15 protein-coding genes and 1 pseudogene are annotated in these 15,940 nt (G+C 46.8%); 6 read left to right on the top strand and 10 right to left on the bottom strand.

Annotated features, from left to right (window positions below):
- The first annotated feature begins 10 nt into the window (after positions 1–10).
- Both OOK74_RS06320 and nspC read left to right on the top strand, forming a co-directional pair.
- Positions 11–1,255 (top strand): carboxynorspermidine synthase, encoded by a 1,245-nt coding sequence (locus OOK74_RS06320; protein WP_274721506.1) that lies wholly within the window; start codon positions 11–13, stop codon positions 1,253–1,255.
- A gap of 115 nt (positions 1,256–1,370) precedes the next feature.
- Positions 1,371–2,504 (top strand): carboxynorspermidine decarboxylase, encoded by a 1,134-nt coding sequence (gene nspC, locus OOK74_RS06315; RefSeq protein WP_274721507.1) that lies wholly within the window; start codon positions 1,371–1,373, stop codon positions 2,502–2,504.
- A gap of 137 nt (positions 2,505–2,641) precedes the next feature.
- Here nspC and OOK74_RS06310 read toward each other — a convergent pair whose 3' ends face one another.
- The 3 genes from OOK74_RS06310 to OOK74_RS06300 form a co-directional block, all read right to left on the bottom strand.
- Positions 2,642–3,298 carry an OmpA family protein gene (locus OOK74_RS06310; RefSeq protein ID WP_278182445.1) on the bottom strand — a complete coding sequence of 219 codons (657 nt, stop codon included), beginning with the start codon at positions 3,296–3,298 and terminating at the stop codon, positions 2,642–2,644.
- A 1-nt stretch (position 3,299) separates the two neighbouring features.
- Positions 3,300–4,613 carry a TolC family outer membrane protein gene (locus tag OOK74_RS06305; RefSeq protein ID WP_274721509.1) on the bottom strand — a complete coding sequence of 438 codons (1,314 nt, stop codon included), beginning with the start codon at positions 4,611–4,613 and terminating at the stop codon, positions 3,300–3,302.
- Between the two features lie 501 nt (positions 4,614–5,114).
- Positions 5,115–5,348: a glutaredoxin family protein gene (locus OOK74_RS06300; protein ID WP_274721510.1), complete on the bottom strand. Its 234-nt coding sequence runs from the start codon at positions 5,346–5,348 to the stop codon at positions 5,115–5,117.
- A gap of 173 nt (positions 5,349–5,521) precedes the next feature.
- Here OOK74_RS06300 and OOK74_RS06295 point away from each other — a divergent pair, with 173 nt between their 5' ends.
- The 3 genes and pseudogenes from OOK74_RS06295 (at position 5,522) to OOK74_RS06285 (ending at position 7,466) form a co-directional block, all read left to right on the top strand.
- The gene (locus OOK74_RS06295) at positions 5,522–6,028 is read left to right on the top strand and encodes a M48 metallopeptidase family protein (RefSeq protein WP_278183256.1); all 507 of its coding nucleotides are present in this window, start codon (positions 5,522–5,524) and stop codon (positions 6,026–6,028) included.
- 154 nt (positions 6,029–6,182) lie between these two features.
- Positions 6,183–7,166, top strand: a pseudogene (gene rlmF / locus OOK74_RS06290) (23S rRNA (adenine(1618)-N(6))-methyltransferase RlmF); the annotation flags it as partial.
- 75 nt (positions 7,167–7,241) lie between these two features.
- On the top strand, positions 7,242–7,466 hold the full coding sequence (locus OOK74_RS06285; protein WP_166014903.1) for a hypothetical protein: 225 nt from the start codon (positions 7,242–7,244) through the stop codon (positions 7,464–7,466).
- Positions 7,467–7,487: 21 nt separating this feature from the next.
- On the opposite strand, the gene pilW is transcribed toward OOK74_RS06285, so the two are convergent.
- The 7 genes from pilW to OOK74_RS06250 form a co-directional block, all read right to left on the bottom strand.
- Complete coding sequence (gene pilW, locus OOK74_RS06280; protein ID WP_274721512.1) at positions 7,488–8,201, bottom strand: type IV pilus biogenesis/stability protein PilW; 714 nt, start codon at positions 8,199–8,201, stop codon at positions 7,488–7,490.
- A 183-nt stretch (positions 8,202–8,384) separates the two neighbouring features.
- The gene (metA, locus tag OOK74_RS06275; protein ID WP_274721513.1) at positions 8,385–9,326 is read right to left on the bottom strand and encodes a homoserine O-acetyltransferase MetA; all 942 of its coding nucleotides are present in this window, start codon (positions 9,324–9,326) and stop codon (positions 8,385–8,387) included.
- Positions 9,327–9,528: 202 nt separating this feature from the next.
- Positions 9,529–10,677, bottom strand: coding sequence for an ABC transporter permease (locus OOK74_RS06270; RefSeq protein ID WP_274721514.1), 1,149 nt, complete (start codon positions 10,675–10,677; stop codon positions 9,529–9,531).
- The gene (locus tag OOK74_RS06265; protein ID WP_274721515.1) at positions 10,674–11,822 is read right to left on the bottom strand and encodes an ABC transporter permease; all 1,149 of its coding nucleotides are present in this window, start codon (positions 11,820–11,822) and stop codon (positions 10,674–10,676) included. The genes OOK74_RS06270 and OOK74_RS06265 overlap by 4 nt, the downstream gene beginning before the upstream one ends.
- 1 nt (position 11,823) lies before the next feature.
- The gene (locus OOK74_RS06260) at positions 11,824–12,798 is read right to left on the bottom strand and encodes an HlyD family secretion protein (protein WP_274721516.1); all 975 of its coding nucleotides are present in this window, start codon (positions 12,796–12,798) and stop codon (positions 11,824–11,826) included.
- Between the two features lie 11 nt (positions 12,799–12,809).
- Positions 12,810–14,207, bottom strand: a complete 1,398-nt coding sequence (locus tag OOK74_RS06255; RefSeq protein ID WP_278182443.1) for a TolC family protein — start codon at positions 14,205–14,207, stop codon at positions 12,810–12,812.
- 193 nt (positions 14,208–14,400) lie between these two features.
- Positions 14,401–14,634, bottom strand: coding sequence for a hypothetical protein (locus OOK74_RS06250; protein WP_274721518.1), 234 nt, complete (start codon positions 14,632–14,634; stop codon positions 14,401–14,403).
- Positions 14,635–15,162: 528 nt separating this feature from the next.
- On the opposite strand from OOK74_RS06250, the gene OOK74_RS06245 reads away from it, so the two are divergent.
- Positions 15,163–15,939, top strand: a complete 777-nt coding sequence (locus tag OOK74_RS06245; protein WP_274721519.1) for a substrate-binding periplasmic protein — start codon at positions 15,163–15,165, stop codon at positions 15,937–15,939.
- Position 15,940 lies beyond the last annotated feature (1 nt).

The following is a 15,940-nucleotide window of genomic DNA, read 5'->3' as shown; positions in this document are numbered from 1 at the left end:
TAAAGCAATTATGTCTATTCTACAGATTGGTGCAGGCGGTGTTGGTTGGGTAGTGGCACATAAAGCCGCACAAAACAACGACGTGCTGGGTGATATTACGATTGCATCTCGCTCGATTGCGAAGTGTGAAAAAATCATTGAGTCAATTAAAGGCAAAAATAACCTTAAAGACTCGACCAAGAAACTAGAAGCGCGTCAGATTAACGTTGATGATATCGAATCATTGGTGCAACTGATTAATCAAGTTAAGCCGGATTTAGTCATCAATGCAGGGCCACCTTGGGTCAATGTTGCGATTATGCAAGCGTGCTACCAAGCCAAAGTATCCTATTTAGATACTTCAGTTTCGGTCGACTTATGCTCCGAAGGCCAGCAAGTTCCTGAAGCGTATGACGCACAATGGGCGTTTCGTGACAAATTTAAGCAAGCAGGGATCACCGCGATTTTAAGTGCGGGATTTGATCCCGGTGTGGTCAGCGTATTTGCTGCCTACGCGGCCAAATATTTGTTTGACGAAATCGACACCATTGATGTGTTAGACATTAATGCGGGCGATCATGGCAAGAAATTCGCCACCAACTTTGACCCTGAAACCAACTTGTTGGAAATTCAGGGTGACTCCATCTATTGGGATCAAGGTGAGTGGCAGCGTGCCGCTTGCCACACCCGTATGCTGGAGTTTGATTTTCCCAAATGTGGCAAATTCAAAGTTTACTCAATGTCGCACGACGAATTGCGCTCGTTAAAAGAGTTTATTCCGGCTAAGCGTATTGAGTTTTGGATGGGTTTTGGTGATCGCTACCTCAATTATTTTAATGTGATGCGTGATATCGGTTTGTTAAATCCAGCGCCGCTGACCTTGCAAGATGGTACGGTGGTTAAGCCGTTACAGGTGTTAAAAGCCATGTTGCCCGATCCCACTTCGTTGGCTCCGGGCTATACTGGCCTGACTTGTATTGGTACTTGGGTGCAAGGCAAAAAAGATGGTCAAGCACGCAGCGTATTTATCTACAACCATGCTGATCATCAAGTGGCCTATCAGGATGTCGAGCATCAAGCGATTGCTTACACCACCGGTGTGCCTGCCATCACCGCTGCGCTACAGTTTTTCCGTGGCGAATGGGCACAGCCTGGGGTCTTTAACATGGAGCAGTTGAATCCGGATCCTTTCCTAGAAACCATGCCTACGCTTGGTCTCAACTGGAATGTGATGGAACTTGAACCAGGTCAGCCGGATATTCAAATTTTGCCATAAGCGATATCCAAACAGTTATAACTTCCAACAGCTATATCCATAATGGTTATGGCTGTTTTTCCATTTTGGCTACCGTTGAGCCGCGATGGAAATCGCGTAGCAAATAGGAACTGATATGCAAAAAAATCAATTAAAAACCCCATACTTCATGATTGATGAAGCCAAACTGATCGCTAACCTTGAAATCGCCAAGCATCTGAAGCAGATCTCTGGTGTGAAGATGGTGTTGGCGCTGAAGTGTTTTTCAACTTGGGGGGTGTTTGACATCATCAAACCTTATCTTGATGGCACCACCAGCTCAGGCCCGTTTGAAGTGAAATTGGGCTATGAAACATTTGGTGGTGAAACCCATGCTTATTCAGTGGGTTACAGTGAAGATGATGTTAAAGAAGTGGTTGATATCTGCGATAAGATGATCTTCAACTCACAATCTCAACTGGCGGCTTACCGCCATTTAGTGGAAGGTAAAGCATCACTGGGTTTACGTATCAATCCGGGAGTGAGCTATGCAGGCCAAGATTTAGCCAACCCAGCGCGTCAGTTTTCCCGCCTTGGTGTGCAAGCGGATCATATTGATGAAAATGTATTTGCCAGCATTGATGGCGTAATGTTCCACATGAATTGTGAAAACAAAGATGTGGATGCCTTTATTGGGCTACTGGATGCGATTTCACAACGTTTTGGTCACTACCTGGATAAGTTAGATTGGGTCAGCCTGGGTGGCGGAGTATTCTTTACTTGGCCGGGTTACGATGTGGATAAATTAGGCGCGGCACTCAAAGCGTTTGCAGAGCGTCATGCGGTACAGCTGTATTTGGAGCCGGGTGAAGCAGTGATCACCAAGACCACCGATCTGGTAGTGACCGTGGTGGATATTGTTGAAAATGGTATGCAAACTGCGATCGTGGATTCAGCGACCGAAGCACACCGCTTAGATACCCTGATTTATAAAGAGCCAGCCTCCGTACTGGAAGCCAGTGAACAAGGTCAATATGAATATGTGATCGGCTCTTGCTCTTGTTTAGCCGGTGATCAGTTCTGTGTGGCTAAGTTTGATCAACCATTAACCGTTGGCCAGAAACTGCACATTCTGGATAGTGCCGGTTATACCATGGTTAAACTCAACTGGTTCAACGGGCTTAAAATGCCTGCGGTTTATTGTGAGCGCCAAAATGGTGAGATTGAGCCAATTAACCAGTTTGGTTATGAGGATTTCAAACGCACCTTATCTTTGTGGTCGATTAAATAGGTTAATTTAAATCGCTTAGTCGATGATGAAAAGAGATCGGCAAGTGAGCTATGGCTGGCTTGCTGTGATTATCGGTCAGCTTACTCGCCAATAGCCGTGATGAATCACGGCTATTTTATCGTGCTATACCCTTACGACTATTTAGCCAGCGTGGTGAAGATAGTCCACTCAAGCAGTGGTTCATCCTGATTACCGACCACGGTCGCAACCACGCGACGGTTACGCGCTTGGCTCACCTCATCGTCACCTTCAGCAGCTAACACACTATTGCCGTAGCCAACGATTTTAATTCGCTTGGTGCTAACCCCATCACTGATCAACTGATCACGCACCGCTTCTGCTCGCTGTTTAGATAAGGCTAAATTATGGGCTTGGCTACCCAGTTGACGGGCATAGCCTTGCAGTTCAATCGATGTGGTCGGGTAGGCTTGCAAAAAATCCGCCATTTCGCGTATCTGACTTAAAAATACCGCCTCGATGCCTGGAGAGTTATTGGCAAACAGAATATATAGTTGTTTGGTGTGTGATGTATTGACCATGCTGCCACAACCATGATTATCGATCTCAGAGCCCTCTGGAGTATCAGGACAGCGATCGCGCGCATTAATGACACCATCATCGTCATCATCTTGCAGATCGGCAACTTGATTGGCGAGCGGAATGGGCAGATAAGCGAACTCATCCTGTTGATTTTGCAGATCTGGATTGGCAAATGCAGCCGTTGTCACACTACAAGACAGCACTAGGGCAACTGTGCTGACAAATTGTGTTACGGGCGATGATGTAATTGACATATTAGTACTCCACCTTAACGGTCCATTCCTGAGGAATATCAACGCGCAAAGCATCCAGTAAGTTACCGGTTGCGTTCATTAAACGATATTTGGCGTATTGCTCGGCGTATTTGGCATCCAGATAACCTTTGCGCGCTTCAAACAGTTCATTTTCGGTGTTAAGTAGATCGAGCAAGGTACGCTGGCTGATTTGGTACTGTTTACGATAAGCCACTACCGTTTTGGAGGTAGAGTCAACATGGTCGGCGAGAAACTCTTTCTGTTGTAGAGTGAGATCCAATGCACTCCATGCTAAACGGAAGCCTTCTTCCACCATGCGAAAGGTTTTTTCGCGTAAGTCTTTGGAGCGGTTCATTTGATAAGCGGCGCTTTTGCTGCGATCGCTGTCACTACCACCGTTATAGAGGTTATAGCGTAGGCGCAGCATGGCGGTTAATTCATCGCTGCTGCCGGTGATGCCATCGGCATCATTACGCCAACGTTGAGCGGCTTCCAAGGAAAGGGTTGGGTAGTAGGGGCCTCTCGATTGCTTGTATTGGAAGCGTGCCGCGTCGGTATCGGCCTGTGCTACTTTGATCACGGGATGATTGTCTTGTGCATGCTGTAACCCTTTTTCTAAGGTTAGTGGGAGCGCATCTTCATCTGCCCGTGGATATTCGAGCCCCAGAGGCTCTTGGCCGACGATACGGCGAAATTGGGTATGAGTATCAAACAGGTTATTTTGTGCAGCCAGTAAGTTACCGTGCGCTTTGGCTAAACGAGCTTCCACTTGCGTCACATCGGCAGTTGAACCAATACCAGCATCGGCGCGTTTTTTAATATCCCGATAGATGTCTTTATGAATCGCAAGATTTTTTTCCGAGAGCGTCAAAATTTCATAGGCTTGAGTGGCATCGAGATAAATTTTGGTCACTTCCAGTGCCATGTCTGAGGCATCGGCCAATAATTGGAATCGATCTGCTTCCGCTTCGGCAGCGGTTCTATCCATATCATTGAGGGTGGCTGCGCCATCCCAAATCAGTTGAGTCAGCGTTAAGGAGGCGTCTTTACGCGTTAAATCGGTACTTTTATTGCCACTCGATTGCGCCGGATTAATGCCTTCGTAGCCAATACCCGCATCAAGATCCAGTTTGGGAAGATAGGCACCTGATGAGGCTTTGGCATCATATAACCGACTTTTAAACTGATTAAATGATCCCTTTAACTCCGGATTGGAGGCAAGGGTGATGGCGACGGCTTGTTCTAATGTTTGCGCAGCAACCGAACTGCTTAAGGCTATCGCCAGTGCAATCACTGTTAATGGTAATCCTTTCAAAAGAACGCTCTCCCAATGTTAGCCGCTACTTTGAGCGGCTTTTCGTTCAATTCAGAGTCATCATCAGGTAATAAAACGCGCCAGTCGTGATGTTGGCTGATGTCTCTGGTGAAATGTGCATAGCTGTTATGGTGTAAACAAAACAATATCAATTGGTTGTAAAAGTGTAATTCCAAAGTGCTATAAGATCCAATTTGTAAATATTGTTGCATTAAGTTTGATGGTAATTGTGATGTTTGGTGTGTTTTGGGTGAGGGTGTGTTGATTGATTACGCACTTGATGGAGAGGATGAACGAGAATATTGTGGGCCAGCGAATGGTGCTGTCATTGAGAGTGTCGCGGCGAACGACTCTCTCAGAGGGGATGATGCAGGGCAGAAGGTGATTGATCGTTACCGTTCTCTGCGCATTGCAGATCATCACCGCTAACGATATTGGTGAAACAGATAGGGTAACCGTTGTTGTTTTTGCTCAACAGTGAGTTTAGTGACTCTGGCAAGGTTAATCTTTGCTGCGATAGATACGATCAAAGTTGGTCGCATTCCAGCCGATCATCAAGCGATCACCAATTTTCAGCACCGGAAGACTGCGTGCGCCTAGCGCATCGAGTTCTTTGCGGCCACGCTCCATTTTGGCGTTACATAAGCGATATGCAATGCCTTTTGAGTCTAAATAACGCTGAGCATCTTTGCAGTGTGGGCATTTATCTTTAATGTACAAAACCACGCGTTTCATGGAACACTCTCATCAAGCAAAAGGGCGCAAAGTGTAGCGAGAGTTACTTACGGATGCAAATCTCAGCTGATTTGTAGATACGCTGTTCACCGCTAAAGATGATTGTTAGCCGGAAATTGAGTAAACTTGCCGACCTTTTTGAGCCATCGTCAAACTGAGCGCGTGAAATGAGTATTCATCCAGCATTAAAATACATTCAAGGCTACCCACCACATCTGGTTGCGCAGGTTGCTCAACTGATCGAAAGTGGCAAATTGGTGGCCTGGTTCGAGCAGCGCTACCCAGAGCGGCATGTGATTCAGAGTGAAAAAGCGCTGTTTGATTTCACTATGGCGCTCAAAAATCAGTATATGAAGAAAACAGCACCGCTCAGTAAAGTGGTGTATGACGGAAAAATACACCTGATCAACAATGCGCTCGGTCTACACAGTTATGTGTCGCGGCTGCATGGCAGTAAGCTTAAAGCGAAAAATGAGATCCGAATTGCCAGTGTGTTTAAACAAGCCCCTGAACCATTACTGCGTATGTTAGTGGTGCATGAATTGGCTCACTTAAAAGAAAAAGAACACAATAAAGCGTTTTATCAACTTTGTTGCCATATGGAGCCGAATTATCACCAGTTAGAACTGGATGCTCGATTATTTATGATAGTGACCGAGCTGAAAGCTGGCAAAGTCTGAGTATTCTTGCGCGCCGAAAAATCTACTCTCTACCGATAACAGTAAGTTAAGCAGCCCTATGACTATGAAAAAATCCGCTCACCCCAAACGCTCATTGGCTCAGCCGACGGTACAGCGAATTAAACATCCTTCGCCACCCAGCCAGCAACCAGCCGCTCCAGTGAAGTCGGGCTTACATCCACGTAATCGCCACCGTGGTCAATATGATTTCCAAGCTTTGAGCAAAGTGGTACCCGAGCTCACGACGCACATGATCAAAAATCCCCATGGTCAGTGGACTATTGATTTTGCTGATCCGCTGGCGGTAAAACGGCTGAATAAAGCGTTACTTGCTTTGCATTACAGCGTCACTTATTGGGATATTCCAGCCGGCTTTTTGTGCCCACCGATCCCTGGTCGAGCGGATTATATTCATCGCATTGCCGATTTATTACAGCGTGACAACCCGCAGTTAAAGCCAGCCCAAGTCACCGCGTTGGATATTGGGGTGGGTGCCAATTGTATTTATCCAATTATCGGTGTGGCTGAATATGGTTGGCGCTGGGTTGGCAGCGATATTGATCCTGTCTCGATTAAACAGGCGAATGTGATTGCCCGCAGTAATCCATCACTACACGGCAACATTGAGTGTCGGCTACAAACGGATCCGCAACGTATTTTTGAGGGTGTGATCCGCACCGGTGAGCGCTATACGCTGACTACTTGTAATCCGCCATTTCATGCTTCATTGGCGCAAGCAGAGCAAGGTACGCGGCGTAAACAGCATAATTTACAGAACAATCGCCGCAAAAAAGGCCAGCCAATCGGCAGCGCTGCTATTGCAAAAGGACATGGAACAGCAAGCGCGACCTTAAACTTTGGTGGTCAAAAAGCAGAATTATGGTGTCCGGGTGGCGAAGCGGCATTTATTGGCAAGATGGCCATGGAAAGTCGTGATTTTGCTTCGCAGGTGCTGTGGTTTAGCTGTTTGATCTCGAAAGGCGATAATGTACGCGGTATGCAAAAACAGCTTGAAAAACTAGGCGCTCAGGCGATACAGATCATCGAGATGGCACAAGGCCAGAAAATCAGCCGCTTTATCGCGTGGAGCTTTCAAAATGCTGAGCAACGCAAGCTGTGGTGGCAAACAACGTGCTAAACTGTTGGTAACCCAAATCGGGCCCGCCCGCCATAGACTCAATCTGTTCCAAGATTCAACAGAAGGAGAGGCAAGATGAGAATCGAAGATGTTCCACTCTATGCGCCCTGCCAACCACATTGGTTATGCGTACCTTTTATGAGCGTGTTTACGCTGCTACTGTTGATTGGACTCGGTTTTTTTATTCGAATTATTTACCGCGAATATCAAAAAATTCAGCGCGCAAGCAAGGTTCGCCGCCTGCGCCGTACTCCTTATCGAGATCGTAAAGGTAGCGGTCGGCCAACCAATATTAAATAAGTAATGAATATTAAGTAAAGATTAAGAGAGCGAGGCCAGTAGTGCTTGGTATTTCTGCTCTAACGCAGGATTACCGGCGCGCTTTTCCAGTTCAATCAATAATCGAAGAGAGGCTTTTTGGTAGCCATAACGTTGATTTAAGGTCATTAAACGTAAGCGAGCAGGGGCATAATCACCTGCTTCAATTTCCATTTTAGACAGCTGTAAGATAGAGCGCAGTCGACTGGGTTCGTGGTCAATCGCCCGCTTAAAATAGTCGCGCGCTTGTTCAGGCTTGCCTGCTTTTAAGGCGCACAATCCGGCATTTTCATAACTGGCGGAGATCAGATAATAATAAGGTTGTTCGACCGCGCGGCGAAAGTATTCATCGGCCGCATCATACTCGGCTTGTTTGCAGGAAAAGGTACCAAAATTATTGAGCACGTTGCCATTTTTAGGGTGTTGGCTCAATGCCGTACGATACATTTTTCGCGCCGCATCATTTTCTCCTACCGCTTCAAAATAGTGCGCCATCGAAAGTTGCGCGCGGTAGTAGCTTGGCGCATGTTGTAGTGCTTTTTCTAAGTTTTCCCGCGCTTTGAGCATGTTACCATTGTCTAAATAACCTAGACCGAGCGCGATGCGCGCTTCGGCCATTTCGCTAGGATCGCTTTGTAGAGTAGGCTGCGCGGTTTCGGTGACTGTCACACAGCCATTGAGCGCAAATAGCACGCCAAATAGTAACCTTTTGTTCATACACCCCTCCTTTGGACGCCACAATAATAGGCAATTCGCTTGCAAGGCCGAGCAATGTGGATGAAGTCTGCGAGTCAGTTGGCAAATAAAGGCGATGCCTAGCTGGTAAGTACGGGGGCATATTTGTTTGCAGCCGAAGACGCGCTTCGCGCTGCAAAAGGCCGCATGGCGCGGCCAGCATGATTATTCACCCTTGGTGAAGTTGGCTTCGCTAAATTGCTCGAGATCGTATGGCGTTTGCTGATAAACGCAATAGTTGAGCCAATTGGCAAACAATAAATGGCCGTGGCTACGCCAACTGGCACAAGGTTTATTATCTGGATTGTCATTGGGGTAGTAGTTGATTGGCAGTGCTGGGCTGAGCCCCGCGCCTAAATCGCGCACATACTCATGGTGTAGCGTCAAAGCATCATATTCCGGATGCCCAGTCACAAACACATTACGCTTATCTTTGGTAGCGGCCAGATAGACGCCCGCCACGTCAGAGGAGGCAAGAATATCAAGGTCAGTATGTTGTGCCAAATAATCAGCGGCAAAGTCGGCATAGCGTGAGTGGGGTGCTAAAAAGCAATCATCAAACCCACGTAGTAGTGAATGAAAGGGTTGATGAGTGGTGTGGTAGTAGACGCCAGATAATTTCTCTTCACGAGTGCGTTTTGGCAAGTTATACAGCAGCTTTAATCCTGCTTGTGCTGCCCAGCAGATATACAGTGTCGAGGTGACATGGTTTTTTGCCCAACTCATGATGTGCTGCAGATGATCCCAATAAGCAACATCTTCAAATTGCACTAAACCGAGTGGCGCCCCCGTAATGATCAATCCATCGAAATTGCGTGTTTTGACCAGTTCAAATTGGCGATAAAAAGTATTGAGATGTTGCTCTGGGGTATTTTTACTCGGCCGATCATCAATGCGCAGCAGCTCGATATCAATCTGTAATGGCGAGTTAGACAACAGGCGTAAAAACTGAGTTTCCGTCTCAATTTTTTTCGGCATCAAGTTTAACAGTAAGACTTTGAGTGGACGGATCTCTTGTGTCGCAGCCCGTGATTCCGACATCACGAAAATGTTTTCGGCACGTAATACATCACTGGCTGGTAATTGGTCGGGGATTTTAATCGGCACGGCTTTCTCCCTAAGCGTGGCTTTAGACGTCTAAACATCTAGACTTATAACTCAGTCAAAAATGATTGTCGATAGGAAATTAATCCAGTGAGCCAAATCAGTGAAACGGAATGGAAAGTTTTAAAGCGGTGAGACACTACCGTAACGACGGTTGGATAAGCCGACCGTCGTTAGGCTCCCGTATTGTCGTTAGCAACTTGTATTAATGTGCAACAGGAGTGTTAGGCTGACGATCGCGCTGCAGTAGGTAATAAGCGATAGCGCCCCATAATGCCGCTTGCAGCCATAATAGAGTCCATTGCGGTGCAATGGTTGACCAATTCGCCGCCATTTGGTTTAAGCCGAGAAAGCCTTGGATCGCTGGAGTGCTGGGAAAGCCGTTAGCTAACCACAATAGTGGTGAGGGGATCATTTCTACTGGCCAGATAAAACCAGCGGTAAAGATCAGCGGCATTGAGCTGATTAATACCACCAAGGTGACGAGTTCACGTCTTGGTGTGAGCGCGCCTAATGCGATCCCGACAAAACTGCTGGTGAGCAAAAAGGGCAACAATAAACTCAAGAGATCAGGGATCGCAGCGAAGCGATGGATGCCATGTTGTTCAAAACTGGCTCCGAAGTAGTACAGGCTCAGTAAATAGTAGATGGCGACCAATACTAAGCTACGCACCAACAGTAATTTTGCCGTCGAGACTCGGCTCCAGTAACCGTGACCTTGTTTTTGACTCCCGACCATCAAACCGGCGGCCATCACCAAGGTTTGTTGTAGGATCAAGACAAAAACGGCAGGTACCACGTAATCAACATAACCTAACCGCGGGTTAAAGGTTGGTTTTAGGTTAGTGCTGGTGGGTGAAAAATGTTGGCTGACAAACGCCATGGGTTCACCTTCAACCAGCAAACGGCTGACTTTGGTGTGCGCGGCTAAGGTGCCACCTGCCTGCGCTAAGCCTTCGACAATCGTGCCATACACCAAAAAGTAGGAAGCATCTCCCGCATAGGCAAGAGTTGGGCTTTTGCCGAGTAATAGATCGCGGTAAAAGTGCTCAGGGATGACCAGTATGCCAGCCACTTGTTTGGCTAAAAAAGCTTGTTTAGCTTGCGTGATGGTGTGATCGCGGCGAACAATCTTGACCTGTGGCGTGGCATCAACCATACGTTCAAACTGGTAACTGGTTTGACTCTTATCAAGATTGACCACCGAGATACTCTGCTCGCGTGGGACTTGTTGTGCGTAAGGCAGCGGATAGAGGAATGAATAAAACACCACACCACCAAACACGGTGATCACTACCACAGGGTTGGTTAATAGCGCTTTCAGCTCCGCTCTTAGCAGCTCAAATAGCGTCATAATGCGGCTCCAGTTTCACGGGCTAAATGTTTACGGATCAGCAGTAGGGTTATCCCGAGAGGAAAAAGGTATCCCCACATATTGCTCAACGGCTGTAGCGAAGTGAGCGCATCAAGTCCATAACTGACTTGATTGACCTGTACTTCAATGTAATGACTGATGGGCAACAAATTGCGCCACAGGTGAGCAAACGGACTCATGTCACTAGCCGGAAAAGTAATCCCCATAAACGCGAAACTGGGGGCGGTGAATGCACCGGCAAAGCTCATCGCGCGAGCGGGATCTAAAGTTAGGAAGTAAAAAAATGCTGCCATGATCACACAAGCCATAACGGTGATCGCTTGAGCAATCAATAACACGCCAAAATGGCCAAACATTGGCCAGTCGAGCACATCATAAAACCAGATCAAAAATCCCACCCCCTGCAACAGGAAAATGGGCAAGTAGGGTAATAGGGTGCGACTTAACTGACGTAACGGCGCATCTGCCAGCCATTTTTGCAAACCGTAATGGCGATAGTTGGCCGCCAGAATCAAAATGGTGCTGACCACGATTGAGATTTGCCACAATGCGGGCACAATCGCACTGACTAAGAATTGTGCATAGTGATTGTTTTGGTTAAATAGGGGCGTGATTTGGGTGCGTATTGGCACTGCGCGCCCCATTGCGGCGAGAGTGGTTTGGCTGTGACTGGTGAGATTTTTCATCACCTCCACCTGCGCATTAAAAGTGCTTTGTGCTTGTACTACGGCGCTATTGACCAGCTTGCCGACCAAGATCATTTGGCTATTGTAAAAGGTGGTCACGGCAGGCTGCTGCTGACGATAAATCGACTTGTCGAATTGTGCTGGGATCACCATATAACCATAGATTTGGCTACTGCGTAGCGCATGGCTGGCCTCAGTGATGCTTGGATAATGGTCAAATACCTGCAGTGTTGCAGTGGCATCCACTTCTCGGATTAATTGGCGCGACAGTTGACTGTGTGATAAATCCACCACCCCAAAGGGTAAATCACGGGCGATGCCTTGTGAAAAAATCCACCAAATCAAGGCTGCCAATAGCAGCGGTACCCAAGTTAAGCAGGAGAGTAGCCATTTATCGTGACGCAGTAACGTCCACTGTGCGGGGATCATTGCTTTCATGCTACAGCTTAACCACCAAGCTCATGCCCATGCGCAAATCTTTATTTGGGGTCAGCGGGCGCGCTTCGACTTCAAAAGTGCGCAGATCAAAGCCTTGGCTGGCATCGGTCGAGCGCCAAGTTGCAAAATCACCCATCACCGCCACATGTGTCACTTTAAAAGGGAGGCTGATGTCTAATGCAGGTAGATAAGCATCAAACTGAGTCCCTTTCGTGAAGTGTTTAAGCCGATCTTCACGTACATTAAACACCGCCCAAGAGTCCTGAGTATCGATGACGGTAACCACAGGAAATCCTTGGGGAGCCAGCTCACCGCTGTGCATCAATACTTGCGCTACCTCACCGCTAAACCAACTGTGAATGGTGGTATCGGCTGCATAAGCTTGCACTTCAGCGACCGCTCCAGCAGCCATGCGCGCTTTTTCTAACGCCGCTTGCTTGGTTTCTTCTCGCGCCCCTTCTTGAGCCAGTTGATAGAGCTGTAACGCAGCACTGGCGGTATATTTGGCTGCTTGTGATTGGGTCTGTGCTTCATCCCGTTTTTGCTCAGCTACTACGCCATCTTGGTAAAGACGATTGATCCGTAAATAGGTTTTTTCGGCTAAATCGGCGGCTGCTTTAGCGGTTAGCCATTGATCGTGCGCGGCTTGAATTTGCTGCCCGCGTGACCCTTTCTCCGCTTCTTGCGCCAGTGCGCCAGCGGCTTTTTGCCCAGCGATCGCTTGTTCTAATTTGGCATCAATTTCTGGGCTTAGCAGAGTAAAAATCAATTGGCCTTTTTCGATTTGATCGCCTTTACGTACCATCACTTGATCAATTCGTCCTGGTACTTTGGAGGAGATGCTGTACTGCTGAGATTCAATCTGACCTTGTAATATCAGCGGTTGTGGTTGATAGGCCTGATAAAAGCGATAGCCAACCCAACCGACAACAACGACAGCACTAAGGGTGATTAAGGTAGTTTTGACCGTTTTCATGGTGGTTCCTTTTACTTAGCAGTGACGTGTTGTGGCAGTGATGTAATAGGAACTGCCGATTGATGATAGGTTGAAAAACTGCCCATCTCGCTTGAGAGCGCTAACAGTTTGTTGAGTGAAATAAGGTAGTTAAAACTGGCCCATGATTGCTGGGTGCGTATGCTGGCTAGATAAAGCTCAGCATCCACCACTTCTAGCGAAGTGGATAAACCTTGCTTGAATGCCGTTTGGCGTAAACGCAGATTTTCTTGCGCCAAATTAAGACTAGAGTTGAGACCAGCGACTTCTTCAAGCGCTTGTTCTGCTTGCAGATAGGTTTTCTCCACCAACACGCTAAGATCTTGTCTCGCCTGTGCTTTTAAATAGCGTACTTGATTGAGCGCACTATTGGCGGCTTTAACTTGTTGACTACGGCCAGTATTTTCAATCAGCGGAATGCTGACTCCAACGCCAACTAGCCAATCGGGTTTCAGTTGGCTGGCGAGCGAATCGCTCTCATGCAAACTGTAATCACCATACAGGTAGACTTCAGGATAGTATTTGCCTTGTTCGGCCTTAATCAGACTACTGGCTTGCTGCTCTTTGGCATCGAGTAAATCTAAACCTGGGTAGGTATTGAGTGTCTGGTCAATAAACGCGTGCAGCGGTGGTAGGTGGGAGTTAATAAACAGTTGCTGATTAGGCTCTACGGTTTGGTCTTCCCCTAAAATTTGGGTGAGGGCGCTTTGTGCAATGGCTAATGTTTTCTGAGCTTTTTTGCGCTCAACACTGGCTTTATCCAGTGACGCCTCGGCTTGCAACCGTTCTACACGAGCAATTTGTCCCTGTTGCTCAAGCTTTAATGCGTTGTCACGATGTTGGGCCAGCCCTTGTTCTACTGCTTTATGGGTGGCTAACACTTCTTTAGCAAGTACCACACTGAAGTAATATTTGGCTAAATCTTCATATCGCGCTTGTACTTCCATGGCTAATTGACTTTGTGCTTCATGCTCGCGGCCTGCTGCGGCATCTTGTGCTGCGCTGATCCGGCCACCGGTAAAAATCGGCCAAATGGCACGAATTGAGGAAGTAAAAATATCGCGCTCAGTGATGGTTGACTTAATTGAGCCGAAGCTAGCCAGCGAGGGCGGCAATGCATGCCCAGTACTCTCAAACAACTGTTGGCCGGAAAGCGTGACATTTTGATCCAGGCGTATCAGATTCGCTCCCAGTGTGAGCGACGGTAAGTTGAGATTGTCGGTCGCCTGCTTTAAATGAGTGTAACGTTCAACATTGGCTCTTTGTGCGGCGAGTGAATTATTTTGTTGTTGCAGCACTCCCCAAGCTTCTTGAAATGAGAGCGATGCCGCCTGGGCCGTTGGTATACACAGCAAGGAGTAGACCATTAGAGAAAGAAATTTCACTTTCATGGTGAGCTCGACAGAATAAATTTAGAGCCAATGCTCTATTTTTTGGTCGCCGAAGTCAAACAAAGAGTTAACCACGACCTTAGAAAAACGGACTTAACCATCGCCTAGGTTCTAACTGTAGTTGCTACTTAAAGAGTCTCTACAGTTCTGTGCAATAGCCTTTAAATTTATGGTGGCTTGGTGAGAGATAACGTTAACAATACGGGTAGTTAGGGCAATGGTAATCAGCACGCCAAACTAATTTGCGGCTTCCCTGCATCGTGGTGAGTAGGTCTTTGCCTAGCATCTGGGGGAAAGCAAATAACACGCGCATTTCATCGTGAGCTTTCGATTCCATTTCATAAGCTCTTACCCGAGTGAATGTCGAGAGTAGATGATCACTTAACATGTCTTTAGATAGACAAATTCCCAAAGTATCTCTTTTCATCTTACGACTCCTTGTCACATGTTGTTGGTAAATTGGCTACCAAAGGGGCATTCGGGATTGGGTATGATGGTATCCAAGTAACACTTTATGAATTGTAGATTAATTATACTCACTAAATGGTGCCAATGTGGCCGCTAAGCGGAGATTTGTTGTGACAGGCACCATAAAACGTTTTTTTTATGGTTTATTGCATATTTTGTTGTTTATTATCAGTTGGTTGCTGGCCATCTTGTAAGGTGGAAAAATCAAGCGCGGCCAATTGTATGATGTACTAACGTGCAAAACTATGAATTAAAAAAGCCATCGCTCTCACTCATACGTTTGGTTATCTGGCGCATATTCTTAATGCTAAATAATTGGATGCCGATCCGAGTTATGGTACGGTGAGCGTCAAAATCTACAGACCTAATTTGGGTGTTGTGTAATAAAATCCAAACCCATCAACAGTGATCTCAGTATCTATTAGACGTGTTGCATAATGCAATCTAAAGTTTAAGTCGATTATAGCTAGCGAATGAGGATCGACAGATGCTGTGGAATATTGGTTTAGTCGCTGTGTTCGGTATGGTTTTAGGGATCAATTTTGGTGTTAACGCGCAAGCCCAAGGCTTAGAATCATTAACCTACTACACCGAAAATTATCCACCGATGAATTTTGTGCAGGGTGATAAACCGGCTGGGATTGCAGTTGAATTGCTGCAACAAGCGGCAGTCGCCATGCATACTCAGATCAGCGCTGAGCAAATTTTAGTGCAACCTTGGCCACGATCTTATCGGACATCGTTGTTAAAATCCGACGGTGTACTTTTTTCGACCACTCGCACAGCTCATCGTGAAAATTTATTCAACTGGGTCGGCCCGATTGCCGATATTAAAGTAGCGGTGTTGGCACGCAAATCGAGTCAAATTAAAGTCAACGATCCGATGGAACTAGGTCAATACCGGATTGGTGTTTTACGTGATGATATTGGTGAGCAGCAACTGCTTCAGTTGGGAGTGCCAAGAGAGTCGATGGTGGAAGGGACTTCCGTCAGCGCGTTGGCCGAGCAATTACTGAAAAAGCGCATTGATTTGCTGGCCTATGATGAGCGAACCGCATTTTGGTGGATGAGCCAAAAGAACTATCCGTTGGAAGAGTTTGAAACGGTGTACATTTTAATGCAAGGTTCACTGTATTACGCATTTAACAAAAATATCGAGCAGTCAGTATTGGATGATTTACAAAAAGGCATTGAACTGATCAAAAACAGTGTTGATGAAAATGGCATAAATCGATATCAAGCCATACTGGACAAGTATGAATAAC

It is taken from the genome of Vibrio misgurnus, assembly GCF_029635775.1.
Classification (GTDB): domain Bacteria; phylum Pseudomonadota; class Gammaproteobacteria; order Enterobacterales; family Vibrionaceae; genus Vibrio; species Vibrio chanodichtyis.
The sequence above is the reverse complement of the archived record's forward strand: the minus strand, read 5'-3'. Positions and strand labels throughout refer to the sequence as shown.